The organism is Streptomyces sp. NPDC057654 (assembly GCF_042800135.1).
Lineage (GTDB): Bacteria > Actinomycetota > Actinomycetes > Streptomycetales > Streptomycetaceae > Streptomyces.
Map to the genome: position 1 here is coordinate 1 of NZ_JBHVHQ010000004.1, position 18,876 is coordinate 18,876.

The window sequence follows — 18,876 nt, forward strand, 5'->3', positions numbered from 1 at the left end:
GTGGTCCTGGTGCCCGTCGTCGCTAGCCGCTCAACCGGCCGCTGCACATCTGCTCATGCGTGCGGACATGGGCATGGAACAAGGGAAGCTTGATGAACGAAACGGAGTTCGCCCTACTCGTGGAGATTGCTGAGATGACGCGGAGCCTCAACCGGGAAGTGGAAAACCTGAACACTCGGGTTTCGGAGGTTAGCTCGCGTCTGGATTCTCTAGACGGGCAACCTTGCTCTCAAGGCCAGCTACCTGCTGCTTAAGCTCCCCGACTTGCCCTGTCACCTGTCGCAACTGCTCACGCACGCTTAGAAGAATGTCCGTCAAACTGGCTGTCTGGGCGGCGCTACCCTCCCCACGGGGTGAAGCTGTGGCGCTGTCCGATTCCACGCTTTGCTTGTACGCCGTGTACCAGGTAGGCGGGGTGTACCCGATCTTGAACTCTCCGGTGAACTCGTCGGCTAGTTCACTGATCGGGTCCACGGCGGGCTGCTGCTTCGGGTCTGAGACGTAGTTGCCTCGCCCGTGGACTGAGTAAATGAGCCCTTCGTCCCGCAGCACCCGCAACGCTGCGTGCACAGTGGCGTTGGCGATACCCAAGGTGTCTTTGAGTTCACGTGACGAAGGCAGACGGGCACCCGGTTCGAGGTGGCCTCCGGTGATCTCTGCTCGGAGCTTGTCAGCGGCCAGCAGGTACGGCGGGCGCGGGTCGTCACTCGGCAGGCTCATAGCCCAAGTCTAGTCCGCTCTAGGCCGTACCAGAGAGTGCACAGAGATCTAGAGTGCTCCAGGTCACATTGACTGATCTAGACCGCTCCATGTACTACTTGATCCACACCGCAACAAGCGGCTAGATCAAGGGAGTTAGTAATGGCTACGACGCGTATCCGTGTGGGACTGCTGCCGTCCACGATGTTCATGGCGGGCACGGCCCCGATTCCGAAGGTCAAGGACCCTCAGACGGGGGAGCTGGCCACCGACCGGGACACGGGAGAGACCCTGTTCACGATGACGGTCTTCCTGATGGAGGAAGGCCGCGCGGAGCAGATGAAGATCACGGTTCCTCAGTCGGGCCTGGCCGATGGTCTTCAGCCGGGTGTTCCGGTCCGGCCGGTGGAGCTGTTCGCCACGCCGTGGGCGCGGATGTTCAACGGCCAGCTTTCCGATGGCGTTGCCTACCGGGCTGCGGCGCTGGAGCTGGCGGCCCCGATGCAGGCTGCGGCGGTGAGCGAGTGATGACCGCCATCCCCCAGCCTGTCTACCCGGTCACTCCCGATGGTGACGACGACGCCCGGTTCACGATGTGCCTCGTCTTCGATGTGGCCCGGCTTCTGGAGACGAACGGCTACCCGGAGTTCGCCAACGGCCTGGACTTCGTGGACCTCCAGCAGGCGCTGTACCGCTTCCTCTACGTGGCGGAGGGTCGGCGCTGATGGTGCAGGAAGCGATGGGGACTGCCTCGATCATGATCGGGGCGGTCCTCGCCCTGGGGGCCGGATGGGCCCTGTGGTGGCTAGTGCGTTACCTGCGTGCCGACACCATGACGCGGGCGAGCATCCGGCAAGCGGTCCGGGTTCGCCGTGGCTGGCGGCGGCTGGCCCCGATGGCCGGACTGTCGGTCACGGACAAGGTGCAGCCCGCACAGACGGTGGTGTTCGCGTCGGACGGCAAGGCCCCCAAGGCCCGGATTCTGATCCCCCGCATCAAGGTCACGCCGGACCGGTACGGGGTCGTGGTCCGTGCCGTGTGCCTGCCCAAGGTGAGCTTGGCGGAGTTCCAGAAGGCGGCCCCGTATCTGGCTGACGCCTGGCGGTGCACGCGGGTCTCGGTCCTGCCGGACCAGCCGGGCCAGCTCGTCATCCGTGGCGTGCGGGTGGACCCGCTGGTCACCCCGACCGACCACGCTCCTTCCGGCCTGGTCCCGGATGAGCTGGCCCGGTGGCACCTGGGCGTGGACGACTACGCCGTGCCGGTCAGTGTGAGCCTGGCGGACGTGCCCGGTGTGACGGTGGCGGGCCTGCCCGGTTACGGGAAAACGTCGCTGATCAACGGGTTCATCTGCGATACCGCGCCCTCTGATGCGATTCAGTACGCCATCGCCGACGGCAAGGTGACCTCGTCCTACGAGGGCGATTACGCCGATCTGGAGCAGCGGGCGTTCGCGTTCGTCGGTGACGACCTGGCGGAAGCCAACACCCTCTTCAAGCGGCTGGTGGAGCTGCGGCGCGACCGGTCGGCCTCGATCCGCTCGGTGCTCGGGGTCAAGAACATGTGGCACGTGGGGCCCTCGGCCTCCTGGCCGCTGGTGGTGCTCATCGTGGATGAGGCGCACACCTACTTCCGCGAGCACAAGGGCTCGGACCGCAAGACGAAGGATCTCGCCGCGCTGGCGTCGGAGAACGCCCGGCTCGTGGAAGACCTCGTCAAGAAGGGCCGGAGCGTCGGCCTCCTGGTGCTCATCGCCACGCAGAAGGCGACGGGCGACGCCATCCCCACCTTCATCCGGGACGTGTGCCCGGTCGGCCTGTCCTTCGCGCAGAAGACCGCCGAAGCCGCGGTAGTGGCCCTGGGCGAAGACATCCGGAACTGGCCCGACGCCAACCCCACCGCCCTGCAAGATCCGGCCTACGTCGGCGTCGCCTCGATGGCCCATCAGGGCCGCCCCGGCTTCACCCGCGTCCGTACGCCCTACGTCGCCGACGACGACGCGGCCCGGATCGCGGCCGATACCGCTCACCTGACGCGGGACCCTGCCGAGCTCCTGGAGGAAGCCTCCGGCCGGCATATCCGGCGGCCCGTTCCGCTCACCAAAGACGACGCCGACGACGCCCCGGAAGCGGCCTGATCACCTCTCCCCCGCCCGGCCTCGCCTGACTCACCTGAAGGGAGGTGACCCCTGTGAACGAAGACCGGTTCACCCAACGCACGATCACCGCCGTCATGGTCGTCATCGCTGCCCTGGCGTTCGTGTTCTCCTTCGGCAACGTGCGCTCCCTCGCCCTGCGCCTGGGCGTCCCCGGCTTCATCGCCCCCCTCATCGCCCCCATGGTTGACCTGTCGGTCGTCGGCCTCCTGGTCGCCCTGCGGTACCTGTCCCTGCGCGGCGTGGCCACCAGCAAGCTCAAGGGCGCAACCCGGCTCATGCATCTCTCCGGCCTGCTGACCCTCGCCCTCAACATCGCCGAACCCGTCATCGCCGGACACTACGGCCGCGCCGCCGTGGACGCCGTAGCCCCCCTGCTCCTCCTCGGCTGGGGAGCCGTCGGCCCACAACTCCTCGGCCACTTCAACGCGTTGCAGACAGAAGAACGGCCACACGCAACCGCCGACGCCGACCCAACCCCGACTGCTGCCCCCACTCCGGCTCCGGCCCCCACTCCGGCTCCGGCTCCGGCTCCGGCTCCGGCTCCGGCTCCGGTGGAAGCTCCCACCCCTGCGGCTCCGGCACCAACGGCCACCCCCGTCCCCCGGCACCACAGCCCGGCCGTTCCCGTTGTGCGGCAGACGGCTCCCGCCGACGCGCTGCCCGTCGCCCTGGTGGACGCCGCCCGCTCCATCGCCGCCGCGCACCTGGCCGAACACGGCCAGCCAATCACCCCCGTGCAACTGCGGGCCCGGCTCGGCGTCGCCCTGCCACTGGCCACTGCCGCACACGCCCAGCTCACCCCCTGAGCCCCCGCCGACTCCCGGCGCACCCCCTTTCTCCCTCTGCCTGTCCGGGCTCGCCCCGTCATGCCCTTGGCCATCCCTACGCCCCTGCGGCCCTACGCCCCTGCGGCCCTGCCCGAAGAAAAGGAACGCCCGATGGAACGCCCCCTGGACCTGCGCCACGTGGCGAGTCTGGCCCTGCGGGACCTGATCGAGCAGGCTCACCTGCCCGACTTCGAACGCGTCCAGGACCAGATCCGGCAGGTAAGGGGCTGCACCCGCCCCGTGAACCTCGTCGGCACCACCGCCACTCTCGACGCCACAGCGGGAACGATCCTGCACTCCTACAGCACTGCCGACGAACCGACCGGCCGCCTGCTGACCGCCTGCGGCAACCGGCGCTCCTCCCGCTGCCCGTCCTGCTCCCGCCTCTACGCCGCCGACACCTACCACCTGATCAAAGCGGGCCTCTCCGGCGGCAAGGCCGTGCCCGAAACCGTCCGCGAACACCCCCGCGTCTTCGCCACCCTGACCGCCCCCTCCTTCGGCCCGGTCCACAACCGACGCACCACCAAAACCGGCCGGGCCCTCACCTGCCGCTGCGGCACCCGGCACCCGGACAGTGATCCCGCGCTCGGCACGCCGCTGAACCCGGCCACCTACGACTACGCCGGGGCCGTGCTCTGGAACGCCCACGCCGGGGCCCTCTGGGCACGCTTCACCACCTACCTCCGCCGGGAGCTGGCGGCCCAACTCGGCGTCACACAGAAGGTGTTGAACGACGCGGTGCGTCTCTCGTTCGCCAAGGTCGCCGAGTACCAGCAACGGGGCCTGGTCCACTTCCACGCCGTGGTGCGACTCGACGGACCCGACGGCCACACCAGTCCCCCGCCCGCCTGGGCGACCGCCGACGCACTCACCCTCGCCATCACCGCAGCGGCCCAACGCGCCGTCCTCACCATCGCTTCGGACGCCGTGGGGGAACGCGAACTGCGATGGGGCCGCCAGATCGACATCCGGGAAATCACCACCCTGGACGACGGCGAACTCACCGATCAGAAAGTGGCGGGCTACGTCGCCAAATACGCGACCAAAAGCGCTGAGGACTCCGGCACCGTGGACCGGTCCCTACGCTGCCCCCGCTGCACCGGGAACGGCCACCTCACCGGCCCCGACGGCTTCCGGGACCTCTGCGACAACTGCGAAGGAACGGGCTCCTCAGAACCCCTCACAGACCTTCGCGTCCACCAGCACGTACGCCAGATGATCCGTACCGCCTGGGCCCTCGGCCACCTGCCGGAATTCGCTGACCTCAAACTCTGGAAATGGGCCCACATGCTCGGCTTCCGGGGACACTTCTCCAGCAAATCCCGCCGCTACTCCACCACCCTCGGCGCACTCCGCGACGTACGCCGCGCCTGGCGCACCGCACAAGCACACCCCACCGACGAGACGCCGGAAGACAACGAGGAAACCACCCTCGTCACCGAATCCTCCTGGTCCTATCTCACCTCCGGCTACCGCTCCGGCGAAGAACTCCTAGCTGGACAGGTACGCCACGAACTCACCCAAAGTCGCGACGAGATCCAGCGTCGTAAGAGTGAAGGAGAACCCTGGCTGTGACACACAAGATCGGTCCAACCACATTGACGCTGGACGAAGCACTAGGGGAAATCCGATTGTCGCGCGCGGCCTTCTACCGAATGCGCGCCCTGGGAAAGGCTCCCAAGCACATGAAGCTTCCGAACGGCCAACTGCGCATTCGTCGCACCGACCTTGATGCCTGGTGGGCGGCGTGCGAGGTGACCTCGTGCTGACCTATGACGTGCAGATCTGGAACATCCGGAAGCGGGATTATCAATCCACGACGTATCAACTCCGCTGGCGTGTAGGTCCGAACCCCTTTTCCAAGACCTACAAGTTGAAGACTCAGGCTGACGGACGGCGTTCGGAACTGATGTCGGCTCTCCGCAAGCGCGAGCAGTTCGACACGGAAACCGGCCTGCCCGCTTCGGAGGTCGAAGCGCTTCAGGTCACCACCTGGTACGCCCATGCATGCGCCTACGCAGTCATGAAGTGGCCGACCGCATCGGCTAAACACCGTGCGAGCATCGCTGACGCCCTGGCCACTGTCACCCCTCAACTGGTCAAGGATCATCACGGGGTTCCGGCTTCCAAGGTGCTGCGGGCTGCGCTCTATTCCTGGGCCTTCCGATTCGTGCTCAACGGCAAGGGGGTGTTGCAGCCCCGCTTCGAGGTGGAGACTCCGCCCACGGAGGTATCAGACGCGCTTGGCTGGATAAACCGTAAGTCGGTGAACATCACCGATCTCAACACTCCCTCTGTGGTGCGCTCCGCGCTCGACGCTCTCAAGCTGCGCATGGATGGAAAACCTGCTGCGGCGAACACGGTGAACAGGAAGCGTCCCGTGTTCAGTAACTGCCTTCGCTACGCGGTGGAACGGGAGTTGCTGTCTACGCTTCCCCTCGGCAAGGTCGATTGGACGCCCCCGGCAACGGATGCGGAGATTGACTTTCGGTTCGTCCCTGGCCCCAAGTTGGCGAACAGGCTAATTGAGGCTGTCGGCAATCAGGGCGAGCGCGGCCGGCATCTTAAGACGTTCTTTGGCTGTCTCTACTACGCGGCCAATCGCCCCAGTGAGGCCACCAACCTACGGGAAACAGATTTCGTCCTTCCGGAGGAAGGCTGGGGGGAAGTCCTACTCACCTCCAGTACGCCGCGCGTGGGTTCAGGCTGGACGGATACCGGCGAATCCTTCGACACACGCGGGCTGAAGAAGCGGGCGAAGAAGGCGACTCGCTCTGTCCCTATCCCGCCCGTCCTGGTCCGCATGGTCCGCGACCACATCAAGGAATTCGGTGTTGCCGAAGACGGTCGTCTGTTCCGTGCTGTGCAGGGTGGTCACCTGCTGTCCAAGGAGTACGGGGAGGTCTGGCAGGCTGCTCGGCTCGCGGTACTCACCGATGCGGAACTCGCCTCGCCCCTGGCTGAGGTGCCCTACTCGGCGCGGCACGCGGGGGTGTCCCTCTGGCTTGACTCCGGCGTCTCCCCCGCAGAAGTCGCACGTCGTGCGGGCCACAGCGTAGCCGTCCTCTACCGCTTCTACGCCAAGGCGATCCATCGCAGCCAAGACCGCTCGAACCAGCAGATCCAGGAAGCGTTGGAGGCAGCAGAGCAGGAGCGCTAGCTGTACTGACCTGTGAGGTTGGGGACGCGGCTGGCGGGTGGTTGGCCCTTGAGCGCGGTGTGTCCGCGGTGGTGATTGTAGGTGTGCAGCCATTGTGGGTAGGCATTGCGTCGTTCGGTCTCGGATTGGTAGGGCCTGGCGTAGGCCCATTCGTCGAGGAGGGTGCGGTTGAAGCGCTCGACCTTGCCGTTGGTCTGGGGCCGGTAGGGTCGCGTGCGTTTGTGTGAAATTCCTTGCGTGGAAAGGCAGTTGCGCCAGATGTGGGACTTGTAGCAGGCACCGTTGTCGGTCAGGACCCGGCGGACGGTGATTCCGGCGTCGGCGAAGTAGGCGCGGGCACGCTGCCAGAACCCGACGGCGGTTTCCTTCTTCTCGTCGGCCAGGATCTCGCTGTAGGCGAGCCGGGAGTGGTCGTCGACGGCGTTGTGCAGGAAACTCATCCCTGCCTTCGCGCGGTTCTTGCGGCCCGCCTGCCGGCCCAGGGCCCGGTGGCCGCCGCCGTCGGGGATGTTGCCGAGTTTCTTGATGTCGACGTGCACGAGGTCGCCGGGGGCGGCGTGTTCGTAGCGACGGACCGCCCGGCCGGTGGCCCGGTCCAGATGGGCCAGGCGGGGGAGACCGCAGCGCGTCAGGACACGGTGGACGGTGGCCGGGTTCAGGCCCAGGAGGTAGGCGATGCGCGCCGGCCCCCAGCGGCGCAGGACACGGACCTTGATGATCCGCCGCTCGGTCCGGGCCGGCGTGCGGCGGGGACTGTGGCGGGGCCGTGAGGAGCGGTCGGCCATACCGGCCTCGCCGAGCTCGCGATAGCGGCCCGCCCAGCGCCGGGCCGTGGTGGGCGAGACCTGGAAGCGTTCGGCGGCTCGCCGCAGCGGCCACCCATCCTCGACGACGCAGCGGGCCAGACGGAGCCGTCCGGTTTCGGTCAGCGGTGCATTACGGTGTGGCACGAGGGCCTTTCTGGTCGGTGTAGACGTCGCAATCCACACCGAACCCGGAAGGCCCTTACCTATTCAAGATCATCCACCCGTGATCACTGTCACCAACCTCCATGGACAGAACACCTAGTAGTGCTTGGTCATGTTGGTGCGAGGTCTGGCATGTCGCGGTGACAGGTGGGGCAGGCGCCGGTCCAGATCACGAGGAGTATCTGCAGTTCGCGAACGACCCGGTAGAGGCTCAGGCCGACGCCGTCTCTTTTGGGGATCGGCTCAGTCGCTGCAGGGTGCAGAAGGCGTGGGCGACCGAGACGAGGGTGACGTGGTGGTGCCAGCCTGGCCAGGTCCGGCCCTCGAAGTGGGCCAGGCCCAGGGCCTGTTTCATCTCGCGGTAGTCGTGCTCGATGCGCCAGCGGAGCTTCGCAGTGCGCACGAGGACGGGCAGCGGGGTGGTCTCGGGCAGGTTCAGGTTGGAGAGCCAGAACTGCACGGGCTCGGCCTGGTCGGCGGGCCATTCGGCCAGCAGCCAGCGGACCGGAAGCTCGGTGGCGTCCGTGGCCTTGCGGATCTCACGTCCGGCGGGCCGGATCCGCAGAGCCACGAAGCGCGAATACATGCGCTTGTGCCCGCTGCGGCCGCTGCCGGGCCGTGATCCCTCCCTCCACTGCACCGGCCGGGCGGACGATTTACCGGCCGCGATGACCAGGCTCTTCACCCGTTGTGCCGGCTCGGGATAGACAGGAGCCGGCCGTGGGCCCCTGCCGGGGTAGGCCGGGGTCGACGGCCGTGCGTCCTCGGGCTGCGCGGTGGTCGTGGTCGAGATGCCCACCACGTAGTGGAGACCGCGTTCCTCCAGGCCGAGCCGGAAGGCGGCGGTGTCCCCGTAGCCGCCGTCGGCGATGTCCTGGGGCACTTCGATGCCCCAGGACCGCGTCTCGTCGATCATGTCGAGGGCAAGCTGCCACTTCTCGACATGGCCGACCTGGGCGGGGATGGCGCACTTGTCACGGCGGGCGACCTTGGCCGGATCGGCTTTCGGTGAGGCAGGGTCCCAGCTCCCGGGCAGGAACAGACGCCAGTTCACCGCCGCCGAGGCTCCGTTGGAAGCCAGGTGCAGCGAGACCCCGGCCTGGCAGTTGGTGACCTTGCCCGCGGTGCCGGTGTACTGCCGGGTCACACACGCGGACGCGTCCCCGTCCTTGAGGAACCCGGTGTCATCGATGACCAGCGCGGTGGGCTTGATGACCGGTTGCATGCGCCAGGCCAGACGGGCCCGCACATGCGCCGCATCCCACGGGCTGGAGGTGACGAAGTGGGCCAGGGCCTGCCGGTTCCCGTCTTCGCCCAGGCGGGCGGCCATCGGCTCCACCGACTTGCGTCCGCCGTCCAGCAGCAGGCCCCGCAGATAGACCCCGCCCCACCGCCGCTGATCCGCCCGCGCGAACGGCTCGAACTTCTCCGCCGCGAAGTCCTCCAGATCACACCGGACGGCAGCCAACTCCCCACTCAGCACACCCGATCAACGACACGACCAATCAAGAAGACACGCCATCACGGACCGCACATGACCAAGCACTACTAGTACTCCCACCGCTCGGCGTTTGCCCAGGCCAAGCCACGAAGTACTGCTGGAGTAGCCCCCACCGGCTCCACATCCCCAGCCGGGCGCCCCCGCGGCAGACCGGCTGAAACCACAAGCTCAAGGCACCGGCATCCGAACCGACCAGCGGAGGTCTTCCGTGAAGCGCGAGCGCGCCACCACGCTCCTCAACGACATGCTCGGCCGGCTGGAAGGGGGAGGCTGGCCGCTGGACCTTGTCGACGAGATTCTCGTCTTCGGCTCCTACGCGCGCGGCGCGCTGAACCCCTCGGACGTCGACATGGTCGTGGAGCACCGCAGGGACGACCGTCTCACCTCCGAGTTCCTTCACTCCCTGTCCTACGGCGGCGACCCCTCCGCCTCGATGAAGCGCGCCCTGAAGGGCAGAAGCCGCGGCCTGCAGATCCACTTCGGTGAACGCGAGAGTCTCGAAGCGGAAGGCTTCGAACTGACCTTGCTGTGGACACGGGGCGAACCCGTTGATGCCGCCCGTGCCCGGCTGGCCGCCATCACCCCCGACCCCGAGGCAGGCCGGGCCCCACGCGACCACATGATCGAAGCCTTCGACGGCATCGACCGCCGGGTCCCGCGCCCGGTCCGCATCACTCACCGACCTGGTCGACCGCAAGGCCGTCACCATCTGCCAACTTCAGCTCCCCGACGTCCAACCCGCCCATCCCGCAGCCCTCACCCGCTGGAGCGACACCAGCCCGCTACGCCGCGCCGCAGCAGCCGTCCTCGCTCATCTCGAAGCCGCCTCCCGCCCCCTCGACTCCGTCTACCTGCACGGGGAACCGGTCATCGGCAGCCGTTACAGCGACACCACATGGCAGACTGGCGTCGGATTCGGCTGGAGCCACTACCGCGGCATCTCCCACCACCTGCAGGAGGGCACCGACTGGTTCGAGGTCGTCCGCCCCACACGAACCCGGCCCCTGCACACCCTCCACATCACCGTCCAGGACCGCTCCGCCCTGCCTCGCCGGTGACGCAACACCCATGCCGGGGGAGCTTCAGGGCCGCCCGCAGGACATGGACCGGAGTGTGTCAGGGTGATGGGGGAGGAGGCGGTGCCAGATGAGTACGCTGTGGGTGGACGTGTTCGCATGCGACATGCCGTGCCGGCAGTGCTCGATGCCCTTGCGGTGGGTGTTCGGTCTGTTGCCTTCGCACCGGCCGGACGGCAGCGAGTTCACCACGACTGACTTTCCCGAAGCCGTCGATGTGGCACGCCGGATCCTGGCCGACTCCACCGGCGACACCATGGGCCTGGCCGCGCAACTGCACGACCGGCCCGCCTGGCAGCGGGGGCGCAGCTTCAACCCGAATACGTGCGGCCGCTGCGGGCACCAAGCCGACTGGCACGTTTTCGACGACCTCATTCACCATGCCCTCCACGGGCGATGGATCCGCGCGGCAGAAAGCCGGGTCCCGGTGCCGCAGTGGCGCGCGATCCGTGGTCGCGGGCAGGGAATCTCCTGGACACCGTGAACCACCCCGGCCCGCATGCTGAACGGCCGAAGCCAACCGGCCCCGTTTACCGGCTGCCACATGAGACGGGGCATGTCCCGCAGATGGTCCGGGCCGGTCCGGTGACGCACGGCGGAGGCTGTGCAGATTCCGGCTGTCCGGCATTCCCATGGGCCGGATAGATCTGTTCGGCGGTGACAAAGGCACCCTGTCTGCTTTCGTGGTGTCTTCAAGTGCTTCGCGCGCGTGGAGGCCGTCTTGGGCAGTACCCGCATACCCCGATCCGCCACCCGTAAGTCCACCCTCCACCGGCTCAAGCCCCGCGAGGGCACTACCCCGGAACTGCGCAAGTTCGTCCGCGAGAGATACCTCGACAGTGAGGACTACCAGGCCAGGGAGTTCACCCGCCAGGGGATGGAGGGCCTGCTGATCACCGGAGGTGTTCCCCGAGAGCGCGCCGACTGGTGCAGCGCGGTGGAGTCCATCACCGGCCTGGACGTCAACGAACGCAGCCGTGCCGCGGCGGGACTCATCCTCATGCGCACCGGCCGTGGCACCTACGCGCTGAGTTACGGGGTAGGGCAGCACATGCTGGACCCCTACTTTCGTGACGACGAGTTCGGACTGGAGTTCGCGACCCGCTGTCTCAACGACGACGGAGTCATCAAAATCCGCAACCAGATCATGGACGGCCGAGGCCGGGTCGACGAGTACTCGGTGTCACGAGGCGAGCGGATCGACGACTTCGGCCTGGACCGCTTCGGCGCCGTCGTCCGCCGCATCTGCGGCACCGTCAGCGGACTGTCACTGACCTCCCTGGAGACCGGCAGGACACGACAGGTCCGCGTCGAGTGCTCACAGGCCACCATCAAGCTCCCCCTGGCCACCACCGTGGAACAGTTCCTGAGCGACCTCCAGGCGATCGAGGACGTATGCGCGAAGCCCGATCCGCTGCCGCAACTGCGTTTTGTCAGCAGGGTCCACACCCTCGACAACCGCAGTCACAAGGCCGTGGAGGCCCAGAAGGTCCTGGAAACGCACCTCACGGACCCGGACAGTCCCCGCCTGACCATCGGGGTCCCCGACTTCATGCCAGGAAAGCTACAGCTCCGCCCAGACGTTCCGCGCCAGACGAGGCGCCCGCACGATCGAGACAAGCGATCTCGAGCTGCACCACCTGCTGCAGTTCGTACAGGACAAGCCTGAAGGAGAACGGCTCAAGGCCCTCGGCGACGTACGGGTCACCATGTTCAGCGACGACGACTACCAGACACCGGTCGGCGTCACCACCAACGGAAAAGAGTGGCTCATCGCCGACATCACGATGGGCACCGACCGCCTCTTCTACGGCAACGGCAAATGGTTCGAGGTAGGTGCCGGCTTCCTGGAGACCCTGGAGGAAGAGCTCACCGCCCTGTTCTCCCAGCCGCAGACCATCACCCTGCCGCCGTGGCCCAAGGGCCCGCCCAACTCCAAGGGCCACGACTCTCACGACGAGGACTGGTTCAACCACCAGGCAGCGAAGCCCGACGGGTATCTCCTGTTCGACAAAAAGGACATCGTCACGGAGAAATTCAAGGGGGGCGGACTGGAGATCTGCGACGTCCTCGGCCCCGAGAACCAGCTGATCTGTATCAAGAAGGCACCCGCCAGCACAGCCCCCCTCAACCACCTCTTCGCCCAGGGCGTGGTCGCCGTCGAGACGCTGCGCAGCGACCTCGACGTACGGACCAAATTTCTGGAACAGGTGGCCGCGCACACGCCGGACCACCGCATGCTCCACGACTTCGGCACACTCCGGGTGGTCTTCGGGATCCTCCTGAAGGACGGCCAGGACATCCGCGTCGACTCGCTCTTCGCCTTCGCCCAGGTCTCGCTGCTCCAGGCGGTCAGACGGCTGCGCGCGATGAACGCGGAGGTCGAAGTCGTCGCCATACACCGCTGAACCAAGGCCGGAGTCGCGCCGGTACGGACGCCGCACCACGGTCAACTGGTGTGCACCGGGGCGTGGTCGAAGAACCTCTGCTCGTCGTCGATACGGATCTCCCGCACGCCGGGGTAGGCGCGGGGGAGCGGGGCGTTGGTCGCGGCGATGACCTGGCAGGCGTAGCCGTCGGGCGAGGGGTCGTCGGCGATGGAGATGAGGGTGTCGATCAGACGCACACTGGTTTCCTGGTCCAGTCCGGTGGATCCCAGGCCGGCGAGCGGCGAGTCGATGATCAGCAGCGGCGGAACCCGTACCGCAGCATCCGCCCGGCCCAGGTCACGCAGGGACAGGAGCACCGCGATGTTGGTGGCCGCCTTCGGGCTGCCTCCCACCGAGATGTCCGTGAACGTCTTGACGGGCTCGTCGTGCTCCTTCACCCGGACGGTGAAGTCCTGCGGATCGATGGAGGCGGTTTCGACGGCCGGGTTGATCTGCCGCAGCCGGTCGAGGAGGAACGCCGACCAGCGACCGGTGACGTCCTTGCGGCGGACGTCGTGCGCGGTCTTGGCGGCGTCCCGGGCGGCCTGCGCCGCTTCCATCGTTTGCTTCGCCGTCTCGACGACCTTCTCCTGGGCCCGGATGAAGTCGGCGTCATCCAGCCTCCGCTTGAGCTGGGCGACGTCCCGGCTCAGACCGTGAGCCTCCTTCTCCGCCTGCTGCGTCGCCTTGCGCGCGGGAGCGAGATGATCGTGCTCGTACGCGTCGCGGGCCGTGAGCGCGTCCCCGGCGTCCTTCTCCGTCTCCTCGACGGCTCGTGCCGCGGCCTCTGCGGCCTCACGCAGCCCCTTGTCCCGCAGCCTCAGCTGCTCCGCCTTCGCGCGGGCAGCGGCGATCTGCTGCTCCCGGTGGTCTTCGCCGCCGGAGTGGGTCTGTCCGCACTGGCGGCACAGCCCGGGATCACGCTCGGGAAGAGCCTGACCGCACCGGGTGCAGCCCTGCGGCCCGGGGTTCAGCAAAGCGTTGAGCGCGCCTTCTACCCGTGCCTGATCGGCCACGGTGCTGCTGAGCTCGGTCCCGGCGGCCTCGGCCTGCTTGGCGGTTTTGCGGCGCTGCTGTTCGGCCGCCTTGTGCAGAGCGACGAGCCGCCCGTGCTCCCCGACCGCGGCTGTCAGGATCCCGGAGGCCGTCTTCCACCGCTCGGCCGCCGCGAGGTGCTCGCGCTGCTTCTGCTCGTACTCGGCGCGGACACTGTCCGGGTCGGCCACGGCGCCGGTGTCGCGGAGCTTGTTGAACTGGTTCAGTGCGGAACGGGCGGCACGGTGGCTGGACTCGGTCTCGGAGGCGTTCTTCTCCAGCCCCGCAAGGTCCTCGTTCCACAGCCCGAGAAGCACCTCCAGGGCCAGGATCCGCGCCGTGTCCTTCTCTCCGCCGAGGAACTCGGAGGAGATCGTGTTCTGCCGCAGAGCCATCACAGTGCCGTAGAACTCGTCCAGTCCGGCACGGGTCGTGCCCCGGACCGCGGCCGGGAGGCCGAGCAGGTCCTGGATGAACGCGCCCGCCGTGCTCTCGCCGGCCTTGGTGGTGGTCACGGGCAGCGAGCGTTCGAGCTCGTCAGGGGTGTCGAGATTCTTCACCAGGACCCGCGCGCGAGGGTCGGGGCCGCTGCGGGTCGCCTGCCAGCGCGTCCCGGAGACCCGGAAGACCAGGCGGACATGCTGGCAGGCGCGCACCTCCGGCATGACCGTCGCGTTCGTCAGCCCCAGCGGATACAACAGAGCCTCGATGGCAGTGGACTTGCCCGATTTCGAATGCCCGACCAGGAAGGTCACCAGGCCCTTGAAGTAGCGGGCGTACCAGACGCCGTCCCGCTGGAACTCAAGTCTTTCGATGACGAACGACGGACCCACGGGTGCTCCTAGTGAGCTGGTCTTGAGATGCCTGGTCGACTCGTGAGTCGTGTTGTGTTTCACCTTTGGGTATTTGGCTGTGCTGGTCTTCCGTGAGCGGTGTGCTGGGGGCATGGGCAGCAAGCTGCAGCCGCTGGAGCTGACGAAGGACGAGACCGAGATCCTGCGCGGTTGGGCGACGCGTCGTTCGACCGCGCAGGGCCTGGCGAAGCGGGCCCTGATCGTGCTGGCGTGCGCCGAGGGCCGGAGCAACACGGCGGTCGCCGCCCGGCTGGGCGTCAGCCGCACCACCGTGAACACATGGCGGGCCCGGTTCTTGTGCCGCCGGCTGGACGGGCTGTGCGACGAGCCCCGGCCCGGAGTGCCACGCAGCATCACCGACGCGAAGGTGGAGGAGGTGGTGGTCCGCACCCTGGAGGAGGTACCGAAGGGCGCCACCCACTGGTCCAAGCGCGAGCTGGCCAAGGTGGTGGGTATCTCGCCGACCAGCGGGCACCGCATCTGGCGGGCCTTCGGCCTCCAGCCGCACCGGTTCGAGGAGTTCAAGATCTCCCCCGATCCGCTGCTGGCCGACAAGATCCGCGACGTGGTCGGCCTCTACCTCGCCCCGCCAGCGAAGGCCGCAGTCTTCTGCGTGGACGAGAAGCCCCAGATCCAGGCGCTGGAGCGGACCGCACCCGTGCTGCCGATGATCCCCGGCACCCCGGAACGCCGCAGTTTCGACTATGTCCGGCACGGCACCGTGGACTTGTTCGCGGCGCTCAACACCGCCACCGGCACGGTGATCGCCGCATGGTCGGCCCGCCACGCGGCACAGGACTTCCGGGACTTCCTCGACCTGATAGACCACCAGGTCGAGCCCCCGCTCGCGGTCCATGTCGTCTGCGACAACCTCTCCGCGCACAAGGCGCCGACGGTGCACAAATGGCTGCTCGCACACCCCCGGTTCACCCTGCACTTCACCCCGACCTACTCGTCATGGATCAACCAGATCGAGCGATGGTTCGCCGAACTGGAACGACGCTGCCTGCAGCGCGGCTCCTTCTGCTCACTCGACGCCCTCAAAGCCTCCCTGGACGCGTGGATCGACACCTGGAACGACACCGCCCGGCCGTTCAAATGGACCAAGACCGCCGACCAGATCATCGACCGCATCTGCCACTACTGCACACGAATCTCCGGACCAGCTCACTAGGCTCGGCTGTGCTGCTCTCCCCGTGGAAACGAGCGTCCGTCGAACGGGTGACGCCCCAAGGTCCTTCGGGCAGAGTCTGATCCGGGGCAAGACACGAGGCGACGGGTGAGCCGAACGCGATCCGCAGCCGCAGATCGATGGCTTGGCCCAGGCCCTGGCGGTCGACCGGTCCACTGCTGTGCGGCTGGACCGTATCCGGGTGCTGCGGCAGGCGGGAGCGGTAGTCGCCCACCAGCGCCGCGACGTCGGGCAGTTCCGCGTCGAGGAAGAGACGGAGGGGTGAGCTGCGGTCATCCTGGCAGATGGTGAGGCTCATACCGTCACCCCTGGACGGATTACGGCAGGAGCAGGGAGTGTGCAGGCCATGACGTGTCTCGTTGCGTTGATGCCCGGCCCACGGGCGGACGCGGGGGAGGAGAAGTTCAGGAAGAGAGGCGATGAGGGGACGGGCCGTCAGGCGGATTCCTGGCCGGGGGCGTCGGCACCGGCCTCCAGGGCCTTGTCGACGAATTCCCGTACCAGCTGCCTGACCTGAGCGGCCGGCACGACCTGCTCCCACCGGGGTGCCAACGCGCACTGCCAGCAGCGGAGCCGGAAACGGATCGATCCGTCCTCCTGAACCGAACCCCACACGGAGCGGGGCTGCTTCGCGCACGGGCCGTGCGGGTCGAGCGCGGACGTCTGCAGCACGATGTCGGGCTGGTGGCGCGGCGGCAGGGTCCTGTCGCGGCGGCAGCCGTCGCACCGCAGGAGGTGGCTGACCGCGCCCGGCTGGTGGATGAACCGGTGGCCGCCGCCTTCGTAGGTGTTGCAGCTGGCACACACCGGCCCGCGCACGCATCCGTGCGTGTGGCAGTGGTCCCAGTACACGGCCTGCCGCGGACCGGAACACATCCGGCACAAGAACGCCTCCGGCTGCGAGTTCTTCGGCAGCGACGCATACAGCCTGCCGCGCAGATGGTCCTTGTAGGGGCGGGCGACGGAGGCGGCGCACGCGGGGCACAGGGTGGTGTAGCCGCTGTTGCTGGACGTACGCCACTTCGAGACGTCTCCGGTGGCGTTGCAGCGGCTGCATCGGGCGGCCTGTTCGACGCACTCGGCGGCGATCCGGTCGGCCCGGTCGAGGAGAGCGGCGTAGGCACGCGGGACCATCCAGGCGTTGCCGGACCACGTCAGCAGCGGCAGGGGGCTGGTGCACGCGATGGGCGACCGGTCGTAGCGTTCCTCGACCTGCTCGAAGGTCGCACCGCACCCCAGCCCGTAGCGGTTGGGCAGGGTACGGCTGCACGGCTGCCGTCCTTCGCAGCGGCAGCCGTTGGCGCGCTGGTCCTGGTAGGAGACGTGCTCGAACCAGCGGTCGATCTGTGAGCGCCACGTCCGGTTGTGCTCGGCGGACGAGAGACGGGCGTCGACCAGGTCGTCGGGGTCGAAGGGGAGCGAGGCGAGCCGGTTGCCGGCCGCGCGGATGTCCCGGTCGTCCAGCCGCCACCGGCCCTTGTACTTGTAGCCGCGAACGGCGGTGTCTCCGATGAGGACGTGGTTGCTGATCTGGAAGGTGTAGCGGGACAGCGAGGCGGGTGCTGCGGGGACGGGGCAGCCCTCGGTGAGTTCCGCCAGCAGCTGGTTGGCGTACTCCCGACTGATCGGTGCCATGGGTGTGTCTCTCCTTGTGGGGGAGCGGGTGGGGCGGGGCGTGCAGTGGGCGGCGGCCTGCGGATGCCGACGCGATGCGGTCCGGGCCGGGAACGGCGGGCAGGGGAGCCGGGGATAGGGCCGGGAGATGTCACGGGTACTGCGTCGGCCCGGGCCGCGGGGAGGGCACAGGTTCCCAACCACCGGTCAGGAAGGCTGCCCCGGCCTCTTCGCAGACGGTGCGGGGACGGCGGTCGGTGAGGAAGCTGGCACGGTCGCTGTACTCGGTGGGCCGTGCCGCCGTCCGGTGCACCGTCCACAAGCCGTCACTGCTGGTGCTCGCGGCGGTGAGCCGGTGCAGCCACCGATCGAGCGGATCGGTCTGCACGGCTGTCCTGGGCTTGGCTCGGGTGTAGGCGATCAGCCAGTCCGCGAGCCACGGCCTGTCGGCCTGGTGGCTGATTTCCCGGAGCAGCAATTCCGTTGCGGCGGCCCCTTGGGCTGCGGCGGTTTCACGCAGCTGCTGCTGCCAGCGCGGAGCGCCGAGCAGCCGGGCCACGGCGATCGTCTCCGGGTAGGACACCAGCGCATGCGGCGCTACGGCCGCCGGCGTGCACCCCGTGGCTGCGGCCAGCCGGCGTACGCGGTCCTGCCAGACCGTCTCGGATCTCCACCCCTGTACCTGCCACGACCACACCACCGCTGCGGCGAGGGCCACCACATCCGCGGCATCAGGGCGGGCCCGTACGAGAGCGGCATGGCGGCGGTGCGCAGTGAGCACCTCGGGCAGGCTCTGCAGCGGAATGCTCGCCGGGCTCCAGGGGTGCGCGAGGAGCCAGCGCCGGTGACGCCGGCAGACGTGCCCGGCCGTTCCCGGGTACACCAGTACAGGCTGTCCGGGCCGCCAGGCCCGCCCGGTACACGCAGGACAGGTCCCCACCCATGCCTCGCCCGGCGTGTACCAGGCGGCCCGCAGGTTCTCGTCGTCCGCGAGCCGCCCGTGCGGGGCGGCGAGCGCGGGCAGCAGGCGGGTGAGCCGGGACAGGGGAAGACCGGTAGAGCGGGCCAGGGCCGTACGTGCGGGTGCGTTGAGGAACAGTTCCAGGCCGGTGCCCGGGGTGCCCGTCACCTGCACCCGGTGCGCGCCGCTCAGGATGCCCCGCAGCAAGTCCTGCGCGGGCAGACCGTAAGGGGCGGCCATCCTCCGGAACCAGGAGCCGGTCAGCTCCCCCGCCACGGGCGGGATACGAACAAGCGTGGAGGCGGAGGCTTGCACCAGCATCGTCCTTGTCTTTTGCGCGTGGGGGTGTTGAGGGCAGGGGCGCGGCCATGGCTCAGCGCCCCGTGCGACGGGAGGCCC

The 18,876-nt window shown here is 68.1% G+C and carries 19 protein-coding genes; 13 read left to right on the top strand and 6 right to left on the bottom strand.

Annotated elements, in window-relative coordinates; translation table 11 throughout:
- Positions 1-189 precede the first annotated feature (189 nt).
- Positions 190-720, bottom strand: a complete 531-nt coding sequence (locus ACFU99_RS00840) for a GntR family transcriptional regulator (RefSeq protein ID WP_384383807.1) — start codon at positions 718-720, stop codon at positions 190-192.
- A gap of 141 nt (positions 721-861) precedes the next feature.
- Here ACFU99_RS00840 and ACFU99_RS00845 point away from each other — a divergent pair, with 141 nt between their 5' ends.
- The 7 genes from ACFU99_RS00845 to ACFU99_RS00875 all read left to right on the top strand — a co-directional run bounded on the left by ACFU99_RS00845 (position 862) and on the right by ACFU99_RS00875 (position 6,847).
- Positions 862-1,227 (top strand): hypothetical protein, encoded by a 366-nt coding sequence (locus tag ACFU99_RS00845; protein WP_384383810.1) that lies wholly within the window; start codon positions 862-864, stop codon positions 1,225-1,227.
- A complete protein-coding gene (locus ACFU99_RS00850; RefSeq protein WP_384383812.1) occupies positions 1,227-1,424 on the top strand; it encodes a hypothetical protein in 198 nt (65 codons plus the stop codon). The genes ACFU99_RS00845 and ACFU99_RS00850 overlap by 1 nt, the downstream gene beginning before the upstream one ends.
- Positions 1,424-2,836: a cell division protein FtsK gene (locus ACFU99_RS00855; RefSeq protein ID WP_384383815.1), complete on the top strand. Its 1,413-nt coding sequence runs from the start codon at positions 1,424-1,426 to the stop codon at positions 2,834-2,836. Before ACFU99_RS00850 ends, ACFU99_RS00855 begins: the two co-directional genes overlap by 1 nt.
- A gap of 53 nt (positions 2,837-2,889) precedes the next feature.
- The gene (locus ACFU99_RS00860) at positions 2,890-3,663 is read left to right on the top strand and encodes a DUF2637 domain-containing protein (RefSeq protein ID WP_384383819.1); all 774 of its coding nucleotides are present in this window, start codon (positions 2,890-2,892) and stop codon (positions 3,661-3,663) included.
- Between the two features lie 132 nt (positions 3,664-3,795).
- The gene (locus tag ACFU99_RS00865; RefSeq protein ID WP_384383821.1) at positions 3,796-5,262 is read left to right on the top strand and encodes a replication initiator; all 1,467 of its coding nucleotides are present in this window, start codon (positions 3,796-3,798) and stop codon (positions 5,260-5,262) included.
- Entirely contained in the window at positions 5,259-5,456 is a 198-nt protein-coding gene (locus ACFU99_RS00870; RefSeq protein WP_384383824.1) for a helix-turn-helix transcriptional regulator, read from the top strand. Before ACFU99_RS00865 ends, ACFU99_RS00870 begins: the two co-directional genes overlap by 4 nt.
- Positions 5,450-6,847 carry a tyrosine-type recombinase/integrase gene (locus tag ACFU99_RS00875; protein WP_384383826.1) on the top strand — a complete coding sequence of 466 codons (1,398 nt, stop codon included), beginning with the start codon at positions 5,450-5,452 and terminating at the stop codon, positions 6,845-6,847. Before ACFU99_RS00870 ends, ACFU99_RS00875 begins: the two co-directional genes overlap by 7 nt.
- On the opposite strand, the gene ACFU99_RS00880 is transcribed toward ACFU99_RS00875, so the two are convergent.
- Together ACFU99_RS00880 and ACFU99_RS00885 are read right to left on the bottom strand one after the other, a co-directional pair.
- Positions 6,844-7,797: an IS481 family transposase gene (locus ACFU99_RS00880; RefSeq protein WP_384383829.1), complete on the bottom strand. Its 954-nt coding sequence runs from the start codon at positions 7,795-7,797 to the stop codon at positions 6,844-6,846. The genes ACFU99_RS00875 and ACFU99_RS00880 overlap by 4 nt on opposite strands.
- A 229-nt stretch (positions 7,798-8,026) precedes the next feature.
- The gene (locus ACFU99_RS00885) at positions 8,027-9,298 is read right to left on the bottom strand and encodes an IS701 family transposase (RefSeq protein ID WP_384383832.1); all 1,272 of its coding nucleotides are present in this window, start codon (positions 9,296-9,298) and stop codon (positions 8,027-8,029) included.
- Positions 9,299-9,560: 262 nt separating this feature from the next.
- Between ACFU99_RS00885 and ACFU99_RS00890 the strand changes: the two genes are divergently transcribed.
- The 4 genes from ACFU99_RS00890 to ACFU99_RS00905 all read left to right on the top strand — a co-directional run bounded on the left by ACFU99_RS00890 (position 9,561) and on the right by ACFU99_RS00905 (position 12,800).
- On the top strand, positions 9,561-10,466 hold the full coding sequence (locus ACFU99_RS00890; RefSeq protein ID WP_384383901.1) for a nucleotidyltransferase domain-containing protein: 906 nt from the start codon (positions 9,561-9,563) through the stop codon (positions 10,464-10,466).
- A complete protein-coding gene (locus ACFU99_RS00895) occupies positions 10,463-10,876 on the top strand; it encodes a hypothetical protein (RefSeq protein ID WP_384383834.1) in 414 nt (137 codons plus the stop codon). The genes ACFU99_RS00890 and ACFU99_RS00895 overlap by 4 nt, the downstream gene beginning before the upstream one ends.
- 237 nt (positions 10,877-11,113) lie before the next feature.
- Complete coding sequence (locus ACFU99_RS00900; protein WP_384383837.1) at positions 11,114-12,061, top strand: DUF6119 family protein; 948 nt, start codon at positions 11,114-11,116, stop codon at positions 12,059-12,061.
- Entirely contained in the window at positions 12,003-12,800 is a 798-nt protein-coding gene (locus tag ACFU99_RS00905) for a DUF6119 family protein (protein WP_384383904.1), read from the top strand. The genes ACFU99_RS00900 and ACFU99_RS00905 overlap by 59 nt, the downstream gene beginning before the upstream one ends.
- 41 nt (positions 12,801-12,841) lie before the next feature.
- Here ACFU99_RS00905 and ACFU99_RS00910 read toward each other — a convergent pair whose 3' ends face one another.
- Positions 12,842-14,689 (bottom strand): hypothetical protein, encoded by a 1,848-nt coding sequence (locus ACFU99_RS00910; RefSeq protein ID WP_384383839.1) that lies wholly within the window; start codon positions 14,687-14,689, stop codon positions 12,842-12,844.
- A 112-nt stretch (positions 14,690-14,801) separates the two neighbouring features.
- On the opposite strand from ACFU99_RS00910, the gene ACFU99_RS00915 reads away from it, so the two are divergent.
- Complete coding sequence (locus tag ACFU99_RS00915) at positions 14,802-15,884, top strand: IS630 family transposase (RefSeq protein WP_384383842.1); 1,083 nt, start codon at positions 14,802-14,804, stop codon at positions 15,882-15,884.
- Between the two features lie 142 nt (positions 15,885-16,026).
- A complete protein-coding gene (locus ACFU99_RS00920) occupies positions 16,027-16,167 on the top strand; it encodes a hypothetical protein (protein ID WP_384383845.1) in 141 nt (46 codons plus the stop codon).
- Between the two features lie 170 nt (positions 16,168-16,337).
- Here the strand turns inward: ACFU99_RS00920 and ACFU99_RS00925 are convergent, their stop codons facing one another.
- Both ACFU99_RS00925 and ACFU99_RS00930 read right to left on the bottom strand, forming a co-directional pair.
- On the bottom strand, positions 16,338-17,537 hold the full coding sequence (locus tag ACFU99_RS00925) for an endonuclease domain-containing protein (RefSeq protein ID WP_384383847.1): 1,200 nt from the start codon (positions 17,535-17,537) through the stop codon (positions 16,338-16,340).
- A 130-nt stretch (positions 17,538-17,667) separates the two neighbouring features.
- On the bottom strand, positions 17,668-18,792 hold the full coding sequence (locus ACFU99_RS00930) for a TniQ family protein (RefSeq protein ID WP_384383850.1): 1,125 nt from the start codon (positions 18,790-18,792) through the stop codon (positions 17,668-17,670).
- Positions 18,793-18,876 lie beyond the last annotated feature (84 nt).

Bases quoted from the DNA above. Each gene is read 5' to 3' on its own strand.
- ACFU99_RS00840 (WP_384383807.1), bottom strand. From the start codon at position 720: ATGAGCCTGCCGAGTGACGACCCGCGCCCGCCGTACCTGCTGGCCGCT.
- ACFU99_RS00845 (WP_384383810.1), top strand. From the start codon at position 862: ATGGCTACGACGCGTATCCGTGTGGGACTGCTGCCGTCCACGATGTTC.
- ACFU99_RS00850 (WP_384383812.1), top strand. From the start codon at position 1,227: ATGACCGCCATCCCCCAGCCTGTCTACCCGGTCACTCCCGATGGTGAC.
- ACFU99_RS00855 (WP_384383815.1), top strand. From the start codon at position 1,424: ATGGTGCAGGAAGCGATGGGGACTGCCTCGATCATGATCGGGGCGGTC.
- ACFU99_RS00865 (WP_384383821.1), top strand. From the start codon at position 3,796: ATGGAACGCCCCCTGGACCTGCGCCACGTGGCGAGTCTGGCCCTGCGG.
- ACFU99_RS00890 (WP_384383901.1), top strand. From the start codon at position 9,561: ATGCTCGGCCGGCTGGAAGGGGGAGGCTGGCCGCTGGACCTTGTCGAC.
- ACFU99_RS00895 (WP_384383834.1), top strand. From the start codon at position 10,463: ATGAGTACGCTGTGGGTGGACGTGTTCGCATGCGACATGCCGTGCCGG.
- ACFU99_RS00915 (WP_384383842.1), top strand. From the start codon at position 14,802: ATGGGCAGCAAGCTGCAGCCGCTGGAGCTGACGAAGGACGAGACCGAG.
- ACFU99_RS00925 (WP_384383847.1), bottom strand. From the start codon at position 17,537: ATGGCACCGATCAGTCGGGAGTACGCCAACCAGCTGCTGGCGGAACTC.